The sequence below is a fragment of the Pseudomonas sputi genome (genome assembly GCF_021603585.1).
GTDB lineage: Bacteria > Pseudomonadota > Gammaproteobacteria > Pseudomonadales > Pseudomonadaceae > Aquipseudomonas > Aquipseudomonas sputi.
Map to the genome: position 1 here is coordinate 25,881 of NZ_BQHI01000029.1, position 18,141 is coordinate 44,021.

15 protein-coding genes are annotated in these 18,141 nt (G+C 62.5%); 8 read left to right on the forward strand and 7 right to left on the reverse strand.

Going from position 1 to position 18,141, the window contains the following annotated elements:
- Window positions 1-49: 49 nt before the first annotated feature.
- From L6D81_RS25565 to L6D81_RS25590, 6 genes are all read left to right on the forward strand, one after another.
- Window positions 50-1,687, forward strand: a complete 1,638-nt coding sequence (locus L6D81_RS25565) for a 5-guanidino-2-oxopentanoate decarboxylase (RefSeq protein ID WP_236182431.1) — start codon at window positions 50-52, stop codon at window positions 1,685-1,687.
- Complete coding sequence (locus L6D81_RS25570; protein WP_236182432.1) at window positions 1,687-3,135, forward strand: aldehyde dehydrogenase family protein; 1,449 nt, start codon at window positions 1,687-1,689, stop codon at window positions 3,133-3,135. Before L6D81_RS25565 ends, L6D81_RS25570 begins: the two co-directional genes overlap by 1 nt.
- A gap of 217 nt (window positions 3,136-3,352) precedes the next feature.
- Window positions 3,353-4,456, forward strand: a complete 1,104-nt coding sequence (locus tag L6D81_RS25575; protein ID WP_236182433.1) for an extracellular solute-binding protein — start codon at window positions 3,353-3,355, stop codon at window positions 4,454-4,456.
- A gap of 71 nt (window positions 4,457-4,527) precedes the next feature.
- Window positions 4,528-5,436 (forward strand): ABC transporter permease, encoded by a 909-nt coding sequence (locus tag L6D81_RS25580; RefSeq protein WP_236182434.1) that lies wholly within the window; start codon window positions 4,528-4,530, stop codon window positions 5,434-5,436.
- Window positions 5,433-6,281, forward strand: coding sequence for an ABC transporter permease (locus L6D81_RS25585; RefSeq protein ID WP_236182435.1), 849 nt, complete (start codon window positions 5,433-5,435; stop codon window positions 6,279-6,281). The genes L6D81_RS25580 and L6D81_RS25585 overlap by 4 nt, the downstream gene beginning before the upstream one ends.
- A 16-nt stretch (window positions 6,282-6,297) precedes the next feature.
- The gene (locus tag L6D81_RS25590; protein ID WP_236182436.1) at window positions 6,298-7,353 is read left to right on the forward strand and encodes an ABC transporter ATP-binding protein; all 1,056 of its coding nucleotides are present in this window, start codon (window positions 6,298-6,300) and stop codon (window positions 7,351-7,353) included.
- On the opposite strand, the gene L6D81_RS25595 is transcribed toward L6D81_RS25590, so the two are convergent.
- Window positions 7,354-8,283, reverse strand: a complete 930-nt coding sequence (locus L6D81_RS25595; protein ID WP_236182437.1) for an AraC family transcriptional regulator — start codon at window positions 8,281-8,283, stop codon at window positions 7,354-7,356.
- A gap of 336 nt (window positions 8,284-8,619) precedes the next feature.
- On the opposite strand from L6D81_RS25595, the gene L6D81_RS25600 reads away from it, so the two are divergent.
- Both L6D81_RS25600 and L6D81_RS25605 read left to right on the forward strand, forming a co-directional pair.
- The gene (locus tag L6D81_RS25600) at window positions 8,620-8,973 is read left to right on the forward strand and encodes a putative quinol monooxygenase (RefSeq protein ID WP_236182438.1); all 354 of its coding nucleotides are present in this window, start codon (window positions 8,620-8,622) and stop codon (window positions 8,971-8,973) included.
- 43 nt (window positions 8,974-9,016) lie between these two features.
- On the forward strand, window positions 9,017-9,259 hold the full coding sequence (locus L6D81_RS25605) for a hypothetical protein (protein ID WP_236182439.1): 243 nt from the start codon (window positions 9,017-9,019) through the stop codon (window positions 9,257-9,259).
- A 4-nt stretch (window positions 9,260-9,263) separates the two neighbouring features.
- Here the strand turns inward: L6D81_RS25605 and L6D81_RS25610 are convergent, their stop codons facing one another.
- The 6 genes from L6D81_RS25610 to L6D81_RS25635 all read right to left on the reverse strand — a co-directional run bounded on the left by L6D81_RS25610 (window position 9,264) and on the right by L6D81_RS25635 (window position 18,065).
- Window positions 9,264-9,893: a flavin reductase family protein gene (locus tag L6D81_RS25610; RefSeq protein WP_011335689.1), complete on the reverse strand. Its 630-nt coding sequence runs from the start codon at window positions 9,891-9,893 to the stop codon at window positions 9,264-9,266.
- Between the two features lie 124 nt (window positions 9,894-10,017).
- Complete coding sequence (locus L6D81_RS25615; RefSeq protein WP_064383791.1) at window positions 10,018-10,377, reverse strand: hypothetical protein; 360 nt, start codon at window positions 10,375-10,377, stop codon at window positions 10,018-10,020.
- Window positions 10,378-10,678: 301 nt separating this feature from the next.
- The gene (locus L6D81_RS25620; RefSeq protein WP_236182440.1) at window positions 10,679-11,998 is read right to left on the reverse strand and encodes an MFS transporter; all 1,320 of its coding nucleotides are present in this window, start codon (window positions 11,996-11,998) and stop codon (window positions 10,679-10,681) included.
- 198 nt (window positions 11,999-12,196) lie between these two features.
- A complete protein-coding gene (locus tag L6D81_RS25625; RefSeq protein WP_236182441.1) occupies window positions 12,197-13,525 on the reverse strand; it encodes a sigma-54-dependent transcriptional regulator in 1,329 nt (442 codons plus the stop codon).
- Complete coding sequence (locus tag L6D81_RS25630; protein WP_236182442.1) at window positions 13,525-15,285, reverse strand: sensor histidine kinase; 1,761 nt, start codon at window positions 15,283-15,285, stop codon at window positions 13,525-13,527. The genes L6D81_RS25625 and L6D81_RS25630 overlap by 1 nt, the downstream gene beginning before the upstream one ends.
- A 62-nt stretch (window positions 15,286-15,347) precedes the next feature.
- Window positions 15,348-18,065 carry an RHS repeat domain-containing protein gene (locus tag L6D81_RS25635; RefSeq protein WP_236182443.1) on the reverse strand — a complete coding sequence of 906 codons (2,718 nt, stop codon included), beginning with the start codon at window positions 18,063-18,065 and terminating at the stop codon, window positions 15,348-15,350.
- Window positions 18,066-18,141: the final 76 nt, after the last annotated feature.

The following is an 18,141-nucleotide window of genomic DNA, read 5'->3' on the forward strand; positions in this document are numbered from 1 at the left end:
ACCGGTTCCTTTAAAGCCCGGTGCCTCAACGAACAAGAAGGGCAAAGACATGGCGACGTGTGGCGAAGTACTGGTCAAGTTACTCGAAGGTTATGGGGTCGAGCAGGTGTTCGGCATTCCCGGGGTGCATACCGTGGAGCTGTATCGCGGGCTGGCCCGTTCGAGCATCAACCACGTCACCCCGCGCCACGAGCAGGGCGCTGGCTTCATGGCCGACGGCTACGCCCGCACCAGCGGTAAACCGGGCGTGTGCTTCATCATCACAGGCCCGGGCATGACCAACATCACCACCGCCATGGGCCAGGCTTACGCCGATTCGATTCCGATGCTGGTGATCTCCAGCGTGCAGTCGCGCAACCAACTGGGTGGCGGTCGCGGCAAGCTGCATGAACTGCCGAACCAGAGCGCACTGGTCGGCGGCGTGGCGGCGTTCTCCCACACCCTGATGTCGGCGTCCGAATTGCCGGGCGTGCTGGCCCGAGCGTTTGCGCTGTTCCAGGCCGGACGGCCACGTCCGGTGCACATCGAAATTCCGCTGGACGTGTTGGTCGAAGAAGCCGATGAATTGCTGGCCAGCGTGCCGGTCAACATCGACCGCGCCGGTGCTGCGCCGGCCGCCGTGAGCCGCATGACGGATCTGCTGGCCGGCGCCCAGCGTCCGCTGATCCTCGCCGGTGGCGGCGCCATTGACGCGGCTGCCGAGCTCACCGAACTGGCTGAACTGCTCGACGCACCCGTGGCCCTGACCATCAACGCCAAGGGCATGCTGCCGGCCAGCCATCCGCTGCTGATCGGTTCGACTCAGAGCCTGGTGGCGACCCGTGCCCTGGTAGCCGATGCCGACGTGGTGCTCGCGATTGGCACCGAGCTGGCGGAAACCGACTACGACGTGACCTTCGCCGGCGGTTTCGAAATCCCCGGCAAGCTGCTGCGCGTCGATATCGATCCGGACCAGACCGTGCGCAACTACCCGCCACATGTCGCGCTGGTCGCCGATTCGCGCAACGCTGCACAGGCGCTGCTCAGTGCGCTGTCGCACAAATCGCTGGCCGAGCGCCGCAACGATTGGGGTCAGGTACGCGCCGCCCGTCTGCGTGAAGACCTGGCCGCGACCTGGGACGCACCGACCCTGGCCCAGACCCGTTTCCTCGAAACCGTGCTGCACGAGTTGCCGAACGCGGTGTTCGTCGGAGATTCCACGCAACCGGTGTACACCGGCAACCTCACCTTCAACCCGGAGCGCCCGCGCCGCTGGTTCAACTCGTCCACCGGTTACGGCACCCTCGGTTACGCCTTGCCGGCGGCGATTGGCGCGTGGCTTGGCGGCACCCTCGAACACGGCGCGCGTCCGCCGGTGGTGTGCCTGATCGGCGACGGCGGTCTGCAATTCACCCTGCCGGAACTGGCCAGCGCCGTCGAAGCTCGCACACCGGTAATCATCCTGCTGTGGAATAACCAGGGTTACGAAGAGATCAAGAAATACATGGTCAACCGCGCCATCGAGCCGGTGGGCGTCGACATCTACACCCCGGACTTCATCGCTGTGGCCAAGGCTCTGGGCTGCGCGGCCGAGGCGATCAGCAGCGCCGAACACCTGCGCAGTGCCCTGCGCGCCGCCACCGATCGTCAGGGCCCGACCCTGATCGAAATCGACCAGACCCAATGGATGAAGGCGGTGGCCCAATGATGAACTTCCCGACCACACTCGACGGCCTGTACATCAACGGTCAATGGTCTGCCGGGCGCGAGCATCTGCGCGTGATCAACCCGGCCACCGAAGCGTTGCTGACCACGGTCAATGGCGGTGACGAAAGCGCCGTCAATCAAGCGGTAACGGCAGCGACTGAAGCCTTCAAGGGCTGGTCGAAAACCACCGGCATCGAGCGCGGCGCGATCCTGCGCAACATCGCCAATGGCGTGCGCAACGGCCGCGAACATCTGATGAAGTTGCAGTCGAGCAACAACGGCAAACCGCAGTTCGAAGCGGGCATCGATGTAGACGACGTGATCGCCACCTTCGAGTACTACGCCGAACTCGCCGAAGGTCTCGATGCGAAACAGGACAGCAACGTGCCGCTGCCCAGCGACGACTTCAGCGCACGTCTGCGCCGCGAACCGTGTGGTGTGGTCGGGCTGATCGTGCCGTGGAATTTCCCGATGGTCACCACCGCGTGGAAACTTGCCCCGGCCCTGGCCGCCGGTTGCTGCGTGGTGCTCAAGCCGTCGGAAGTCACGCCGCTGCCGGAGCTGGAACTGGCGACCATCATCGCCGAATCCGGTCTGCCCAAAGGCGTGTTCAACCTGGTGTGCGGCACCGGTCTGGCGGTCGGTGCGCCGCTGTCGGCGGACCCGCGCATCGCCAAGGTTTCCTTCACCGGCAGCAACGCCGTCGGCGTGCAAGTGATGCAACGCGCCGCGGAAACCGTGAAGGGCGTGAGCCTGGAACTGGGCGGCAAATCCTCGTTGCTGATCCTCGAAGACGCCGACCTTGATCTGGCGGTGGAGCTTGCCTGCGGTGGCGGTTTCTTCAACGCCGGGCAGATGTGCTCGGCCACCAGCAGGGTGCTGGTCGCCGATGAAATCGCCGATGAATTCCTGATTCGTCTGAAGGCCCGCGCGGAAAAAATCCGGGTGGCCGATCCGTTCGATCCTGAAGTCGAGATGGGCGCGCTGGTCAATCAGGCGCAGTACCAACGTGTGCTCGGTCACATCGACCGTGGCCTCAGCGTCGGAGCCAAGCTGATCTGCGGCGGCAATCGCCCGGCGCATCTTGCGCGTGGATATTTCTTGCAGCCGACGATCTTCACCGAAGTGCCCCTGGACAGTGCGCTGTGGTGTGAAGAAATTTTCGGCCCGGTGATCTGCGTGCGCAGTTTCGCTTCGGAACAAGAGGCGATTGCCCTGGCCAACGACACTCAGTTTGGTCTGGTGGCGAGTGTGGTGACGCGTAACGCAGAGACGGCGGACCGGGTCGCGAACGCCTTGCAGGCGGGGCTGGTGTGGCTCAACGCGCCGCAGGTGATCTTCCCGCAGACCGCGTGGGGCGGCTACAAACAGAGCAGCATCGGCCGCGAGTTGGGGCCGTGGGGCCTGGCGGCATTTCAGGAAATCAAGCACGTGATCCGCGCGCTCTGAATGCCCGAAAAAGGTCAGCGCATGCCTCGCAACGAGGCATGCGCCGGCGTCATGGCTTCAATGAGTTTTTATCGATAGTCAGGTGTTTTGCACGACCTCAGGATGAACCCGCAGACCACGCTCAAGCCCTTTGAAACCGGGCGCTTGAGCCATATCGGTCAAGCAGATGCAAGGGTTGCGACCAGTCTCGTACTTACAAGAATAATGGGAGTCCCAAATGGGCGAGCACGATCTGAACAGGCGTCAATTCATCAAAACCGTCGGCGTGGCCTCGGTGGCTGCGGCGGCCATGAGCATGCCCTTCATCCGGGCCAGTGCCAGCGACACCCGCTTTGCCGGCAAGACCCTGCGCCTGCTGACCTGGTCCGATGACACCGGCCTGGCCGCACTGCGCAATATCGCCGCAACGTTCGAAGCCAAGACCGGTGCCAAAGTGATTGCCGACCGCACCGGCAGCACCTCGGAAATGGTCGCCAAGCTCAAGGCCGGCGGTGACCGTCCGCAGTACGACATCATCACCCTGGCGGGCGTTGGCGCCGAAGGTCTGGCCGCTGCCGGGCTGCTGGAAAAACCTGATCTCAACCGCATTCCCAACCTGGTCGACGTCCCGGAAAAATACCGCACCGGCGCCAACGGTCACGGCATCGGCTACCTGCTGTGGTGCAACAGTCTGGTCTACAGCACTCGCACCCAGAGCAGCGCACCGGACAGTTACGCCGCGCTGTGGGACGCTGATCTGGCGCCGAACATTTTCCTGCCGCCGCCGAACTGGACCGAAGCCATGGACCTGATCATCATCGCCGCCAAACTGGCCGGTGGTGACGAGCACAACATCGAGCCAGGCTTCAAGAAACTCGCGGAGCTGAAAGACCGCGTGGTGACCCTGGGTGAAAACCCCAACCAGATTGCCGAGTTGTTCCGCACCGGTTCCCTGGACATGGGCGGTCTCTACGCTCCCGCGTTTTTCCCCAAGCAGATCCGCGACCCGAACTATGGCCTGGGCGCCACGTTCGGCATGAAGGAAGGTTTCTACACCGACCTGATGCTCTCGGTGATGCCGAAGCACCGTCCGGGCGACACCGACCTGGCCTACGCCTTCATCGACCACTCCCTCGACCCGCTGGTGCAGGGCAAGATGGCCGAAGACATCTTCAACGGCCCGGTCAACGCCAAGGCGATCATCTCCGCCGAAGCGCGCAAGAGCCCGTTCATCCTCACCCCGGAGCAGATCGCGGAGAAGGCGATCATGCACGACAACGCCTTCCTGGCGACCGTGCATGACCAGTGGATTCGTCGCTATACGGAAATCTTTTCTTCCTGACGCCGACCTTCCGGGGCACCGCATGATCGGGGTGCCCGGGAGATTCGTTCTCCATTGACGAGATCATTGCTATGGAACATCAATCCCTGACCCAACCGGTTGGCGCGGGTGACGTGCGCCCGGCGCGAGGTGTTTCGCCGACTGCGCGGGCGTGGTTTTTTCTCACGCCGTCGATGCTGTTTCTCGGCGTGCTGATTGCCGCCAGCCTGCTGGTGCTGCGCATGAGCGTCGGCACCAAAGGCTCGGAGTGGAGCGGTTTCAGCCTGGCCAGCTACGCCCAGTTGCTCGAACCCTACTACCTCAAATCGTTGCTGCTGACCTTGCGTCTGGCGTTAATCAGCGCGGTGATCGCGGTGGTGCTGGCGATCCCGGTGGCCTACACCATGTCGCGCCTGACCTCGCCGTTCGTGCGGCGGATCTTTCTGGCGGCGGTGCTGTTGCCGCTGCTGGTCAACCTGCTGCTGCAAAGCTACGGCTGGCTGGTGATCCTCGGCCCCGGCGGCATGCTCAACCAGACCCTGATGGGTCTGGGTCTGATCAAGCGCCCGATCATGTTGCTGTACAACCAGAACGGTGTGTTGATGGGCCTGGTGCAGACCGCGTTTCCGCTGGCCGTGCTGCCGATTGCCAGCGCCATGCGCGGCGTCGCCCGCAGCTACGAAGAAGCTGCCGCCACCCTCGGCGCCAGTCGTTTTCAAGTGTTCCGTCAAGTGGTGTTGCCAATGAGCCTGCCGGGGATCATCACCGGCGCAACGCTGGTATTCGCCTACAACGCCAGCAGCTTCGTGGTGCCGCTGCTGCTCGGCGGTCGGCGCGTGCCGATGCTGGCGGTGATGGTGCATGACCAGATCGCCCCGCTGATGAACTGGCCCGCCGCGTCCGCTGCCGGGGTGGTGCTGATCGTCACCACGCTCGCCATCATGACCTTGTCCGAATACATCACCGGCCGCCGTCGCCGTCTGCTGGAGGCTTCGCAATGAGTGCCCTGTCCAAGAAGCGTCAGTCGCTGTTGCCGGGCGATACCGGCAAATTGGCCGGCATCCTTTCCGGGTTCATTCTGCTGCTGGCGGTGTTGCCGATTCTGACCATGATCGTGATGTCGTTCAGCGGCGCGTCGAACCTCGACTTCCCGCCGAGCAGCTACAGCCTGCAGTGGTACAAGGCGGCGTGGCACACCTTCGTCTCGCCCGATGCCAGCGATGTGCTGAGCCTCGGCCAGGCCATGGGCACCAGTTTGCTGGTAGCGTGCCTGACGATGATTTTCGCCACGTTGATCGCGGTGCCGGCGGCGTACGCGCTGACCCGTTGCGAGTTCCGTGGCAAGGGTGTGGCGCTGCAATTGATGTCGCTGCCGCTGGTGTTTCCGATGGTGGTGCTGGGGCTGGCTTTGCTGCTGGTGTTCGACAGCCTGCCGTTCCACATGACCACCTCACGGCTGGTGATTGCCCACGTGATTCTGGCGCTGCCGTTCGTGGTGAAGAACTGCACCGCGGCCATGCTTTCGATCGGCAGCGAAGTCGAAGAGGCGGCGCAAATGCTCGGCGCCTCGCCGCTGCGCGCCATCGTCGATGTGGTGGTGCCGTTGATGAAGTCGGGGATTCTGGCGGGGATGCTGCTGGCGTTCATCGTCTCGTTCAACGAATTCGCCGTGACCTATTTCCTCTACACCATCGACGTCATGACCGTGCCGATCTGGATGTACAGCCGCACCGTGTCATCGCTTGACCCTACCGTGTTCTCGTTTGCCGTGCTGATCGTGCTGATCGACTTCGTCCTGATCTGGGCGCTGGAGAAGCTGGTCGGTGAAGGCGGCGTTTCGTTCTGATTTCTTGAGGTGAGTTATGTCTGGTCTGATTCTGGAAAACGTCGAGAAACACTACGGCTCGGCCTGCGCGGTAAAGGACGTCAACCTGCATTTGCCCGAAGGCAAACTGGTGTGCTTTCTCGGCCCGTCGGGCTGCGGCAAGACTACGCTGCTGCGAATGATCGCCGGGCTGGAAACCCTCACCGGCGGCGAGATCCGCCTGGACGGCGAGGACATCGGCCGCACCCCGGCGCACCTGCGCAACTTCGGCATGGTGTTCCAGTCGCTGGCGCTGTTCCCGCACATGACCGTGGGCGAGAACATCGCCTATCCGCTGAAACTGCGCGGTGTGAGCAAAGCCGATCAACAGGCGCGGGTGGTGGAGTTGCTGGAGCTGATCCAGCTGCAACCGATGATCGATCGCCCGGTGGCAAAACTGTCCGGCGGTCAGCGCCAGCGGGTGGCGATTGCCCGGGCAATTGCCTCGCACCCGAAAATCCTGTTGCTCGACGAACCGCTGTCGGCGCTGGATGCCAAGTTGCGCGAGTCCATGCAGGTGGAAATCCGGCAACTGCAACAACGCCTGAACATCACCACGATCATGGTCACCCACGATCAGCGCGAAGCCATGACCATGGCCGATATCGTGGTGGTGCTGGGCGAGCATCGGGTGCAGCAGGTGGGCACGCCGATTGAAATCTATCGGCATCCGGCCAACGAATTCGTCGCGGACTTTATCGGCTCGGGGAATATTTTTCCGGCCACCGCACTGGGCGATGGCAAGGTCGTGCTGCCGGGCGGCGATGCGCTGCAAGTGCCGATCTGCAGCAGCATCGTGGTCGGGCAGAAAGTGAAAATGCTGATCCGCCCCGAAGACCTGCAACTCTCAGCGCCGCAGGCCACGGCGGGCAATCGCTTGCTGGGCAAGGTGACGTTCGTGCGGGATATCGGCGCGACCATCGAGACCACGGTGGAATGTTCCGGCGTGACCTTCACGGCGCTGAGCACGCCGTGTCAGGGCATCGGGCTGGGGATCGGGCATCCGGTTTCGGTGACGTTGCCGAGTGAGGCGTGTCGCGTGTTGGGCGCCTGATCAGACACTCAATCTCAGGCGCGCCAGATCCCGCAATGGCGGCGCGCCAAACAACCGGCTGTACTCGCGGCTGAACTGCGACGGGCTTTCATAGCCCACGCGATACCCGGCCGCCGACGCCTCCAGCCCTTCGGTCAGCATCAGGCGCCGCGCCTCTTGCAGGCGCAGCTGCTTCTGATACTGCAACGGGCTCATCGCCGTCATCGCCTTGAAACGGTGATGCAGGGTCGAGACGCTGAGGTTCACTTCCTTCGCCAGATCATCAATGCGCAGCGGCTGTTCGAAGTTGCCGTTGAGCCATTTGATCGCCTGGCTGATGCGGTGACTCTGGCTGTTGGCGATGGCGATTTCGTACAGGCGATGGCCCTGCGGGCTGCGCAGCAGGCGATAGAGAATTTCCCGGCGGATCAGCGGCGCGAGCATGGCGATGTCTTTCGGCGCGTCGAGCAGACGCGCCAGACGCAGCACCGCATCGAGCATCGCGCTGTCGATTTTTTCCACATACAAACCACGCCCGGTCGGTCGGGTCGGTACGCCCATCGGGCCGGCGTCGGCGATCAGCGCGGTGATTTGCGCAGGATCAATGTCCAGGCGCACGGCGAGGATCGGCTCCTCGGGCGAGACATTCACCACCCGCCCGCTCAACGGCATCGAAACCGACACCACCAGGTAATTGAGCGGGTCGTAATTGAAGAATTCGTCCGCCAGCCGTACCTCTTTGCGCCCCTGGGCCATGATGCACAGCGCCGGTTGCGCGAGCACCGGGGCGAAATCGTGGGATTTTGTGTGGCGCGACATGAACAGTGAGTCGACGGCGGTGGCATAACTGCCATCTTCGGATGTGTTGCGGCGAATGATGGCCGCCAGTTCCGCGCGCTGCTTTTCCATGTCGGCATCGGCTGGCGCTTGAAAACGATCGAATGACGTCACGTGCGGCATCCTCGGCAAAGTCGGTGGAATGGGGCAGAGCATAAGTTTGTGCAAGCCAGGGCGGTAGACACATCCTGCGAAATGCTTGCCTGATCCTGCATTGGGTTGTTGGCCCGTCCAGCCATAGCAGGACGCAGGTCGTCAGCGTTGCCCGAAACCGGTGTGACAGGACGGTGACAGGAATTCACGACTTGTTACAGGTCTGCAAGACAGTCTCGCAGGATTGTGCAACGCGACGGCAGGAATCGACTAACGGCGAACAGGGGGCCGCCCTTAACCTTCAATCCTGTCGCAGCCCGTTCCCGGCTGCCACGCGACTCCCTGGGAGGGTTGAACATGTCCAAGCAGATTCCCGTCAGTCATATGGCCTTCGTTCGAGCGCGTGCCGGACGCTCGGCGGAACTCGGCATGCGCCTGAGCGCCCTGATCGAACCGTCCCGCGCCGCCCCCGGTTGCCTGAGCTTCTCCTTGCAGCATTCGCAGTGCGATCCGGATTTGTGGCTGGTCTCCGGTTTCTGGAGCAACCAGCAATCGATGACCGCGTACTTCAGCAGTCCGACGATGGAAATCTTTGCCGAGCTGGTGCAGGACCTGGTGGTCAACAGCCTGGATTTCCACACGTTCAAGGAAGTCTCGGCTGCACAGGCCGTAGGGCAATGCACTGCGCCGATACACAAACTCGCCGGTTGAATGTTTAATGTCCGGCTTATCTGACTGAGCCAGGACCTGCGATATGGCACGTAAAGAGTTCGAACACTTCGAAGCGGTTTCCGCTGTAGTCCCCGTCGAGTTGGGCGGCAACAAGGGTTATCACGCGGCAATCGCCGTCAAGGCCCTGGTCGACGGCGGCGCCCCGCGCTTTCACAAACTGCTGAACGATCGGGTTTTTTCCGGCGCCATCGCGGCCGATGACGCCGCGATCAATGAACTGGACAAGCTCAAGGGCGTCACCGACGACGCCGAGCTGATCTGGTAACCGCTTACTTCGTCGCGCCCGGGCGCCACATCTTGAACAACGCCTCCGGCCCCAGCTGGAAATAGTCCGCCGGCCCGCCGCCCCGCAGAATCGGTTCGGCGGCGGCGGTGTCGTAGATCCCGTCCTTCAACAGCCATTTGGCAATGTGCACGGCCACCACTTCGCCGAGCACCAGCCAGCTCGGCACGGTCTCGCCGTCGGCGCGCTGCAACTGAATGATCTGGGTGACCTTGCACTCGAAGGACACCGGGCTTTCGGCCACGCGCGGCACAGCAATCACCTTCGACGCCACCGGCGTCAGCCCGGCCAGTTCGAACTCGTTGACCTCGGGCCCGACCATCGCGCAGCTCTGGTTCATTTGCTCGGCCAGCGGGCGGGTGGCGAGGTTCCAGACGAATTCGCCGGTCTGCTCGATGTTGTTCAGGCTGTCTTTGCGACCGACGCTGGAGAACCCGATGATCGGCGGAATGTAGTTGAACGCGTTGAAGAAACTGTAGGGCGCCAGGTTCAGCCGGCCCTCGGCATCCTGCGAAGAAATCCAGCCGATGGGACGCGGGCCGACGATGGCGTTGAACGGATCGTGGGGCAGACCGTGGCCGTTGGCCGGTTCGTAGAAATGGATGTCATCGGGCATGGCGGGGGATCCTGGAAACGGCTTTCAGAAAGCGGCCATAGTGCAAGGACGGGCGGCTGATTTCCAGTCCTCCAGACATGACTAAGCCCGGCCGAAGCCGGGCTGTGGTGTGTGTATCCCGCGATCAACTGATGGCAGCGGCAGTACCGGTCTTGTCGAAACCGTCGGCAGCGATGGCGTTGGCGGTACCGGTCTTGTCAAAACCGTCGGCAGCGATGGCGTTGGCAGTACCGGTCTTGTCAAAACCGTCGGCAGCGATGGCGTTGGCAGTACCGGTCTTGTCGAAACCATCAGCAGCGACGGCTTTGCCGACGTTGGTTTTATCGAAGCCGTCGGCAGCGTAGGTGCCGGTGTGGCTGGTTTCGATGGCAGCGCTGGCGCCGGAAATGAAGTCGGCGGATTTGGTTTTGTCCGAGCCATCGGCGGCGAAGGTGTTGGCGGCCAGTACGGACAGGGTCAGGGCGAGGATCAGTTTGGTTTTCATGGTCGTTCTCCAGATTCTTTATTCGTTGGCGATGTGTTTCGCATGGGGTTCATGCTGCGCCAATTAAATTGATTAAAAAGAGCAAAATAATGCTGATAACAATCGATTAAGTCGATATTAAGGCCCGCAAACCACATCGCAGAGGGTGCTCGACGGGGCGTGGCGACTGTGATCGATTCAGGCAGGTGCAGGATCGCTTCGGCGAATTAACCAGCGATTAATCACCGGGAACCGCTGATCGGCCAATGAAAAAGGGGCAGACCCGCGAAGGTCTGCCCCTTTTTTGATTGGCGTTGCGGGATCAGTCAGTGACGATCCGCGAGTGTTTCCGGGTGTCTTTCATGGTGATGTACACCAGCAGGGACACCGCGATGCAGGCGGTCACGTACCAGTAGTAACCGGTTTCCATGCCGATGCTCTTGAACCACAGCGCGATGTATTCGGCGGTGCCGCCGAAGATCGACACGGTCAGCGCGTACGGCAGGCCGACGCCCAGGGCGCGGATTTCGGTCGGGAACAGCTCGGCTTTCACCACGGCGTTGATCGAGGTGTAGCCGCTGACGATGATCAGCGCCGCCATGATCAGGAAGAACGCGCCCCACCAGGTCTGGATGGTGTGCAGGGTCATCAGGATCGGCACGGTGAAGATCGTTCCGAGCACGCCGAAAGCGATCAGGATCGGGCGACGACCGATCTTATCGGACAGGCCGCCGATGATCGGTTGCAGGCACATGAACAGGAACAGTGTGGCGGCGGAAATGGTGGTGGAGTCGGAGATGCTCATGCCGACGGTGTTCACCAGGTATTTCTGCATGTAGGTGGTGTAGGTGTAGAACGCCAGCGTACCGCCCATGGTCAGGCCGACCACGGTGAGCAGTTCCTTCGGATGACGGAGCAAGGTGCGCATGGCGCTTTCCTTGGACTTTTCCTTCTTGGTGAACGACTCGGTTTCTTCCATGCCGCGACGCAGGTACAGCGCCACGATGGCGCACAGCGCGCCGATGGCGAACGGAATACGCCAGCCCCAGGCGTACAGCTCTTCGGTGGTCAGGAACTGTTGCAGCACGATCAGCACGCCCAGCGCGATGAGCTGGCCGGAAATCAAAGTCACGTACTGGAAGCTGGAGAAGAAGCCGCGACGATCCTTGGTCGCCATCTCCGACAGATAAGTCGCCGAGGTGCCGTATTCGCCACCGACCGACAGGCCTTGCAGCAGGCGGGCGAACACCAGCAGGATCGGCGCGCCGACACCGATGGTTTCATAACCCGGGCTCAGGGCGATGATCAGCGAGCCGAAGCACATCAGGTAAACCGAGGCCATCAGGGCTTTTTTGCGTCCGACCTTGTCGGCGTACAGGCCCATCAGCCAGCCACCGATCGGGCGCATCAGGAAGCCCACGGCGAAGATCGCGGCGGTGTTGAGCAGTTGGGCGGTGGTGTCGCCTTTGGGGAAGAAGGCTTTGGCGAAGTACAGCGAGAAGGCGGCATAGACGTACCAGTCGTACCACTCGACCATGTTGCCGACGGAGCCGCTGAAGATCGACTTGATGCGACTGGCGGTGGTTCGTTCTTTGGCCGGCACGGCAGCCGACCCAAGGGGCAGGGCGTTGGAGTTATCCATTGAAGGATCCTTCGTTTAATTGTTTTTGTGGAGCGCGTTGAAACGCAGCCTGCGAGGGCTATAGCAGGAGCTGTGCCAACGGGGGGAGGGCCGGTTTAGAGGGGCTGGGCAGATGGGTTGAGCGGTTTTTTGCCGATGATCCGGAATGAGTAAGCGGATTTTCGCCTATCTGATCGTTCCACTCTGCGTGGGAACGATTCATTCGGGTACGAACATTTCCCGGGTCAGACCATGGCGCTGCATCTTTTCATTGAAGGTGCGACGCGGCAGTTGCAGTTCCTCAAGCACGGCTTTCACATCCCCCTTGTGCCGGGTCAAAGCGGCACGCAGGCACTGCGCTTCAAACGCCTCTTGCTGCGCCGCCAGCGACTGCCCCGGATCGATGCCGTGCACCGGTTCATCCAGCCCCAGCACCTGCCGCTCGGCGACGTTCGCCAACTCGCGAACATTGCCCGGCCAGTCATGACTCAGCAGGTGGCTCAATTGCGCGCCACTGAGCGGCGCAAAGGTCCGGCCCAGTCGCTCGGCGGCACTCTGGGCGAAGGACTCGAACAACAGCGGAATGTCCTCGCGACGATCACGCAATGGCGGCAGGCGCAATTCGGCGACGTTCAGGCGATACGCCAAATCCTCGCGAAAACGCCCGGCCCGCGCTTCATCCAGCAAATCGGGTTTGGTCGCGGCGACGATGCGCAAGTCCACCCGAATGCTCTGGTTCGATCCCAGCCGTTCCAGCTTCTGCTCCTGCAACACCCGCAGCAGTTTCACTTGCTGGGCCAGCGGCATGCTTTCGATTTCATCAAGAAACAGCGTGCCGCCATCGGCGTATTCCAGCTTGCCGATGCGCTTGCCCGAGGCCCCGGTGAATGCGCCGCTCTCATGTCCGAACAATTCGGCTTCGAACAGTTGCTCGGGGATCGCCGCGCAGTTCAGCGCCACGAACGGCTTGTCGGCGCGCGGGCCGAAGTCGTGCAGGCAGCGGGCGACCAGTTCCTTGCCGCTGCCGGTTTCGCCACGGATCAACACGTTGACCGGCAGCGTCGCCAGATCCAGCACCTGCCGGCGCAAGGTCTGCAAGCCACGGGACACACCCAGCAGCGTGGCATCGAGTCTGGCGCGGTTATCGGCCTGTTCGTGCAGGGCGCGGTTTTCCAGCACCAGCCGACGCTTGTCCAGCGCCCGGCGCAGGCTGCCGAGCAGGGTTTCGGGGCTGAAGGGTTTTTCCAGAAAGTCGTAGGCGCCGTCGCGCATCGCTTCGACCGCCATCGGCACATCGCCGTGGCCGGTCAGCAGAATCACCGGCAGGTCGGCATCGCGGCGCTGCACTTCGGCCAGCAGCTCAAGACCGCTGAGGCCCGGCATGCGCACATCGCTGAGGATCACCCCGGCAAAGTGCTTGGGCAGTGCTGCCAGACATTCCTCGGCGCGGCTGAACAGCTGCACCTGGAACCCGGACAGGCTCAGCCATTGTTCGACGGCACTGCGAATGCTGCTTTCGTCATCGACCACCATCACCGAATTGAGCATCAGATGTGTGCCTCCAGATCGATCGGCAAGGTCAGGCTGAACACCGCACCGTTGTCACCATTCTCGGCGCACAGGCGCCCGCCGGACTCATGGACGATGGCGAAGGAAACCGCCAGCCCCAGACCCAGCCCGTCACCCACCGGTTTAGTGGTGAAGAACGGATCGAACACCTGACCCAGATGAGCTTCGGCGATGCCGCCGCCGTTGTCGATAACGCTAAGGCGCCACAGTTGCTCGTCGACTTCCAGGCGGATTTCCAGACGCTTGCAAGGCTTGCCCTGCATCGCATCGAGGGCGTTGCGCAGCAGGTTGATCAACACCTGCTCCAGGCGAATGGCATCGCCGCGGACCCACGCCGGACGGGTCAGGTGCAGCACCAGGCTGACCTGTTCATCGCGCAGGCGCGCATCGAGCAATTGCAGGGCCTGATCGACCACCGTCGCCAGATCCAGCCGTTCGCGCAGGCCGCTGGGGCTCTTGCGGGCAAAGGTTTTCAGGTGGCCGGTGAGGGCGGCCATGCGCGTGAGCATTTCATCCACCGGTTTGAGCGCCTTGTAGGCGTCATCGACCCGACCGTGATCGAGCAGCAGCCTCAGAGTTGCAAGCTGCATGCGCTGGGCGGTCAGCGGCTGATTGATTTCGTGGGCCAGCGCCGCGGACATCTGCCCGAGTGCCGCAAGCTTGGCCGACTGCACCAGGCCGTCCTGCGCCGTGCGCAAATCGCGGGTACGCTCCTCGACCAGTTGCTCGAGCTCTTCGCGGCTGCGCTGGCGCATCTTCGCCAGACGCCAGCGCTGGTTGAGAAACAGCAACAGGAACACCAGCGCCAGCCATACCCCGGCAGCGGCGAGGCCGGCATTGCGCTGGTCTTCGAAGGACACTTGCGGGCGGCGCAGCAGATGCAGCGTCCAGCCTTCGGCGGTCAGCGGCAGCGATTCCCACAGGTAATCCGCCGTGCCTTGCGGGCCTTCGACGCGGCGCAGATCACTGTTGTCGTCGAAGCTGCGCAGCGCCAGATGCGTCAACGGCACCAGCGACTGTTTATCGTATTGGCGGGTGGCCTTGATCTCGCGGTAATCGGCCGGACTCAACGGGTGTAGCAGGCGATAGCGCCAGCCGGGCTGGTTGGCGATGAAGATGATCCCGCGCGCATCGCTGACCAGCAGGGTGTCACTGCCCTGGCTCCATTCGCGTTCAAGTTCGGGAAATTCGAGCTTGACCACCATCGCCCCGAGGAACTCGCCGTTGTCGCCGAGCACCGCGCTGGACAAGAAGTAACCGGGGATTCCGCTGGTTACGCCGACCGCGTAGAAACGCCCGGTGCCCTGAGTTCGGGTCTGGCTGAAATAGGGACGGAATCCATAGTTGTGGCCGACATAACTGCTGGGCAGACGCCAGTTGCTGGCGGCCACCGCGAGCCCGGTGCGGTCGAGCAGTTCCAGGGTCGAGGACTGTGCGGCACCGTTGATCTTTTCCAGCTTCAGATTGAGCGCCGTTTGCTGTTCGGCGCTCACGGGACCGGCCAGCGCCGCACGCAATTGCGGGTCCAGTGCGAGCACGGCGGGCAGGGCACGATAGCGGTCGATCAGGGTGTGCAGCGAGTTGGCGTACAGCGCCAGTTGCTGATTGGCCCGGGCCGCGTCTTCTTCCAGCGCCTGGCGCTCGGCGTGGCGGATCGCGAGCGTCGCGGCAAGCGCGGCGCCGGCAAGAATGAGAAACGCATAAAGGGTCATGCGCAGGAAGCGAGAGGTCGCGAGCATGCTTTGGCAAACGCTGATAGTCGGGCCGGCACGATAGCACGGCTGCGGCCACCAACGTTGACTCAGGCCGCGTGTTGTCGCTGCTCGATATGGGCCGAGACTCGGCTCAACAGGTTTCTGGATTGCTTGATCGCTGCGCGTCCAATCTTCATTTTCTGTTCAAGGGCGGGCAAATTGTTGTCCGTTTTTTGCGGCAACGACATGGCTCCCTCCAGTCGCACCGGCGCGGGATCTGCGTTCGCCAGAGCGGTGATGTTTTGCAGGGCCGTGGCTTCCTCCCGGTCGAGGTGAATCGACAGTTCGTCGAGTCGCGCACTGAGCTGATCCAGATCACCCTGGCCCCAGGCGTCATTCAGCGCTTCGGTCAGTTCGGCGGCTTGCCGAAAGATGGCCAGTGACGGTTTCAGGTAGGGCACCTTGAGGTGTTTGCCCACCGCTCTGGCGGTGGTTTCGATGCCTGTTTTGGTCAGGCCCGCTGAGGTTCTCGGGTCGAAGCTTCTGGCGGTTGCCGTGACACTGAACGGCTGTGCCGAGGCCTTGTTTTTCAGTTGGCCGACTGACAGCGCCGACGGGGTGGGCAGGATGGTGTAGCCCAGAGTGGTTTCATCGCCGAGCTTTTCCATGACCTTGCTGGCCGCTTCCGCGGCCATGATTCCGCCGATGGCGGCTGCCACCGGCACCGCAACCGGCGCTGCGGGCCCGGTGACACTGGCCGCGCCGCCGGCGATCGTCCCTCCGATGGCGCCAGCCTTGATCGCGACAGCAACCGGCGCTGCGGGCCCGGTGACACTGGCCGCGCCGCCGGCGATCGTCCCTCCGATGGCGCCAGCCTTGATCGCGACAGCAAACGACGCGAGGCTGAACAGAAATTTCTTGCCGGCGGTTTTGTAAATATCACGTGTACGAGTGAGGTTGTAGAGCTGGTAGTTGAGCTTCCTCAGTTCACTGTTCGTGGCCGACAGCAGGTTCGAATACTCGGTGATCTGCTGGCGGGCGGCGCTTTCTTCCTTGTTCATGCCCTGAAGGTCAATGAAGCGCAGCGGATTGTTCCCCACGAACGCATAGAGATTCAGTCCGTCGACAGTGCCCGCCGGATCGGCACTGACCCAGCGCCCCAGCCAGTCGGCGTAGTAGCGGGAGCCGTAGTCATACAGCCGGGTGACATCCATTTCCTTGCCCGAGTAACGGACGGTCTTGTAATCGACCTCCACGGCGGAGTGCCTGGTATAAACAGCGGTGCCGCCGAATGGCAGATAGCGCTCGTCGGTGATCAATCGCGCCTGTGTATCGAGTTCCCTGACAGCCGAACCCAGGTGGTCCGGCAGCGTGAATCGCAGCTGGTCGGCGCCGATGTTTGCCGGATCTTTCTTCCAGTGCAGGCAGCGCGCTCCGCCAGGTCCGATGTCGAGCGTGATGACGTGCAACTCCTCGCCGTTGTGCTTGGTGCGGATCTCCAGCCCCGGCAAATAGCGCACTTCATGAAAGTGACTGACTTTCGTTGTGTGGGTGTCGTGGCGTTTGTAGACCCGCTGGCCCTGGCTGTAGCGGTAATACTCTTCGTCGTTTGCGCGGCCGCCATTGCGATCGATGAGCGTCACCTTTTCCAGTTCGCCGCGGGTGTTCCAGTGCATCGGCACGCCGGGTTGCAGGGCCTGCAGATTGCCGGCACGGTCGAACAGTTGGCTGAAATCCGGTGGCGGATCACCGGGTTTCCAACGCACGCCGCGGTTGCTGACGGGGTCGATGAACATCTCGAAGGTGTGGCTGGTGGCGTCGCGCACGTGGGTGGTCTTGACGAGATTGTCGCCGTGGTCGTATTTGTAGTGCTCGACGTAACTGCGCCGGTCGGCGGGGTCGGTCGGTTGTGGCGGTCCGATGTTGTCCGAGGGCGGAGCGTCGCTGTAGCCGGTGGCGCGCATCAGTCGGTACAACGTGTCGTAATCGAACGTCTGGTGACCCTCGACCCGCTGGTTGCGAAAGTAAGTCGGCGTGTAGGCGTGATCGAGAATGCGGGTGATGTTGCCCATCCGGTCGTATTCATACTCGAAATCCAGAAGCACCGGTCCCGAGCCCTTCTGCGCGCAGTGGCGATGCAGGCGCCCGTCGGCGGCGCGGTAATGCCAGTGGCTGGTCACACCGTTGCCGGCCTGTTGTTCGATGATCTGCCCGGAGGCGCTGTACTGCGCATCCTGCAACACGGTTTGCCAGGTGGTCTGTCCGTTGATTTGCAACTGCACCCGATTGAGTTGACCGGTCACGTCGTATGTCGACAGTCGCTGATGTCCCCCGGCATCGGTCTGCGTCAATTCCGCGCCCAGCGGGCTGTAACTGCGACGGCTGACAAACGCTTTGCCATCGTGAAAGGTGCGGGTTTCTCGCAGTGCCGGGCCGGTCATTGCGAAGCTGTGCAACTTCACCGAGCCCGATGAGTCCTCCAGCTCGATCATCTGTCCGCACAGGTTGTGACCGGGATCCTGCGTGGCATCGGCGTAAGTCATCTTTTCTACGCCGGCCATCGCGTTTACATCGAGCCTCACCGCCCGCAATTGATCATCGAAGGTTGTGCACCAGAGATTGCCCCGCGCATCCCAGCGCCTCAGCTCTTCCCCGGCAAGCCCTGGCAGGGTCAGGCTCGGGCCGGCATCGACGCTGTCGACCTTGAGAGGCTGCTCACTCAAGCCGAATACATTCACGAAGTTGGGTACCGACAACCGCGGGTCCTGCTGTTCGACCAGGCGCCCGGCGTTGTCGTGGCGCAGGCGGGTGATGAGCGTTTCCACCGGGGCGCCGGCGATAGCGCGCAGATACGCGACCTGGCGAATCGGCAGGCCTCGCCCGTCGTTTACGATGAGCGAG

Excerpts from the sequence above, each read along its gene's own strand:
- L6D81_RS25565 (WP_236182431.1), top strand. The coding sequence starts at position 50 with ATGGCGACGTGTGGCGAAGTACTGGTCAAGTTACTCGAAGGTTATGGG.
- L6D81_RS25570 (WP_236182432.1), top strand. The coding sequence starts at position 1,687 with ATGAACTTCCCGACCACACTCGACGGCCTGTACATCAACGGTCAATGG.
- L6D81_RS25575 (WP_236182433.1), top strand. The coding sequence starts at position 3,353 with ATGGGCGAGCACGATCTGAACAGGCGTCAATTCATCAAAACCGTCGGC.
- L6D81_RS25580 (WP_236182434.1), top strand. The coding sequence starts at position 4,528 with ATGGAACATCAATCCCTGACCCAACCGGTTGGCGCGGGTGACGTGCGC.
- L6D81_RS25585 (WP_236182435.1), top strand. The coding sequence starts at position 5,433 with ATGAGTGCCCTGTCCAAGAAGCGTCAGTCGCTGTTGCCGGGCGATACC.
- L6D81_RS25590 (WP_236182436.1), top strand. The coding sequence starts at position 6,298 with ATGTCTGGTCTGATTCTGGAAAACGTCGAGAAACACTACGGCTCGGCC.
- L6D81_RS25600 (WP_236182438.1), top strand. The coding sequence starts at position 8,620 with ATGTCCAAGCAGATTCCCGTCAGTCATATGGCCTTCGTTCGAGCGCGT.
- L6D81_RS25605 (WP_236182439.1), top strand. The coding sequence starts at position 9,017 with ATGGCACGTAAAGAGTTCGAACACTTCGAAGCGGTTTCCGCTGTAGTC.
- L6D81_RS25610 (WP_011335689.1), bottom strand. The coding sequence starts at position 9,893 with ATGCCCGATGACATCCATTTCTACGAACCGGCCAACGGCCACGGTCTG.
- L6D81_RS25615 (WP_064383791.1), bottom strand. The coding sequence starts at position 10,377 with ATGAAAACCAAACTGATCCTCGCCCTGACCCTGTCCGTACTGGCCGCC.
- L6D81_RS25620 (WP_236182440.1), bottom strand. The coding sequence starts at position 11,998 with ATGGATAACTCCAACGCCCTGCCCCTTGGGTCGGCTGCCGTGCCGGCC.
- L6D81_RS25625 (WP_236182441.1), bottom strand. The coding sequence starts at position 13,525 with ATGCTCAATTCGGTGATGGTGGTCGATGACGAAAGCAGCATTCGCAGT.
- L6D81_RS25630 (WP_236182442.1), bottom strand. The coding sequence starts at position 15,285 with ATGCTCGCGACCTCTCGCTTCCTGCGCATGACCCTTTATGCGTTTCTC.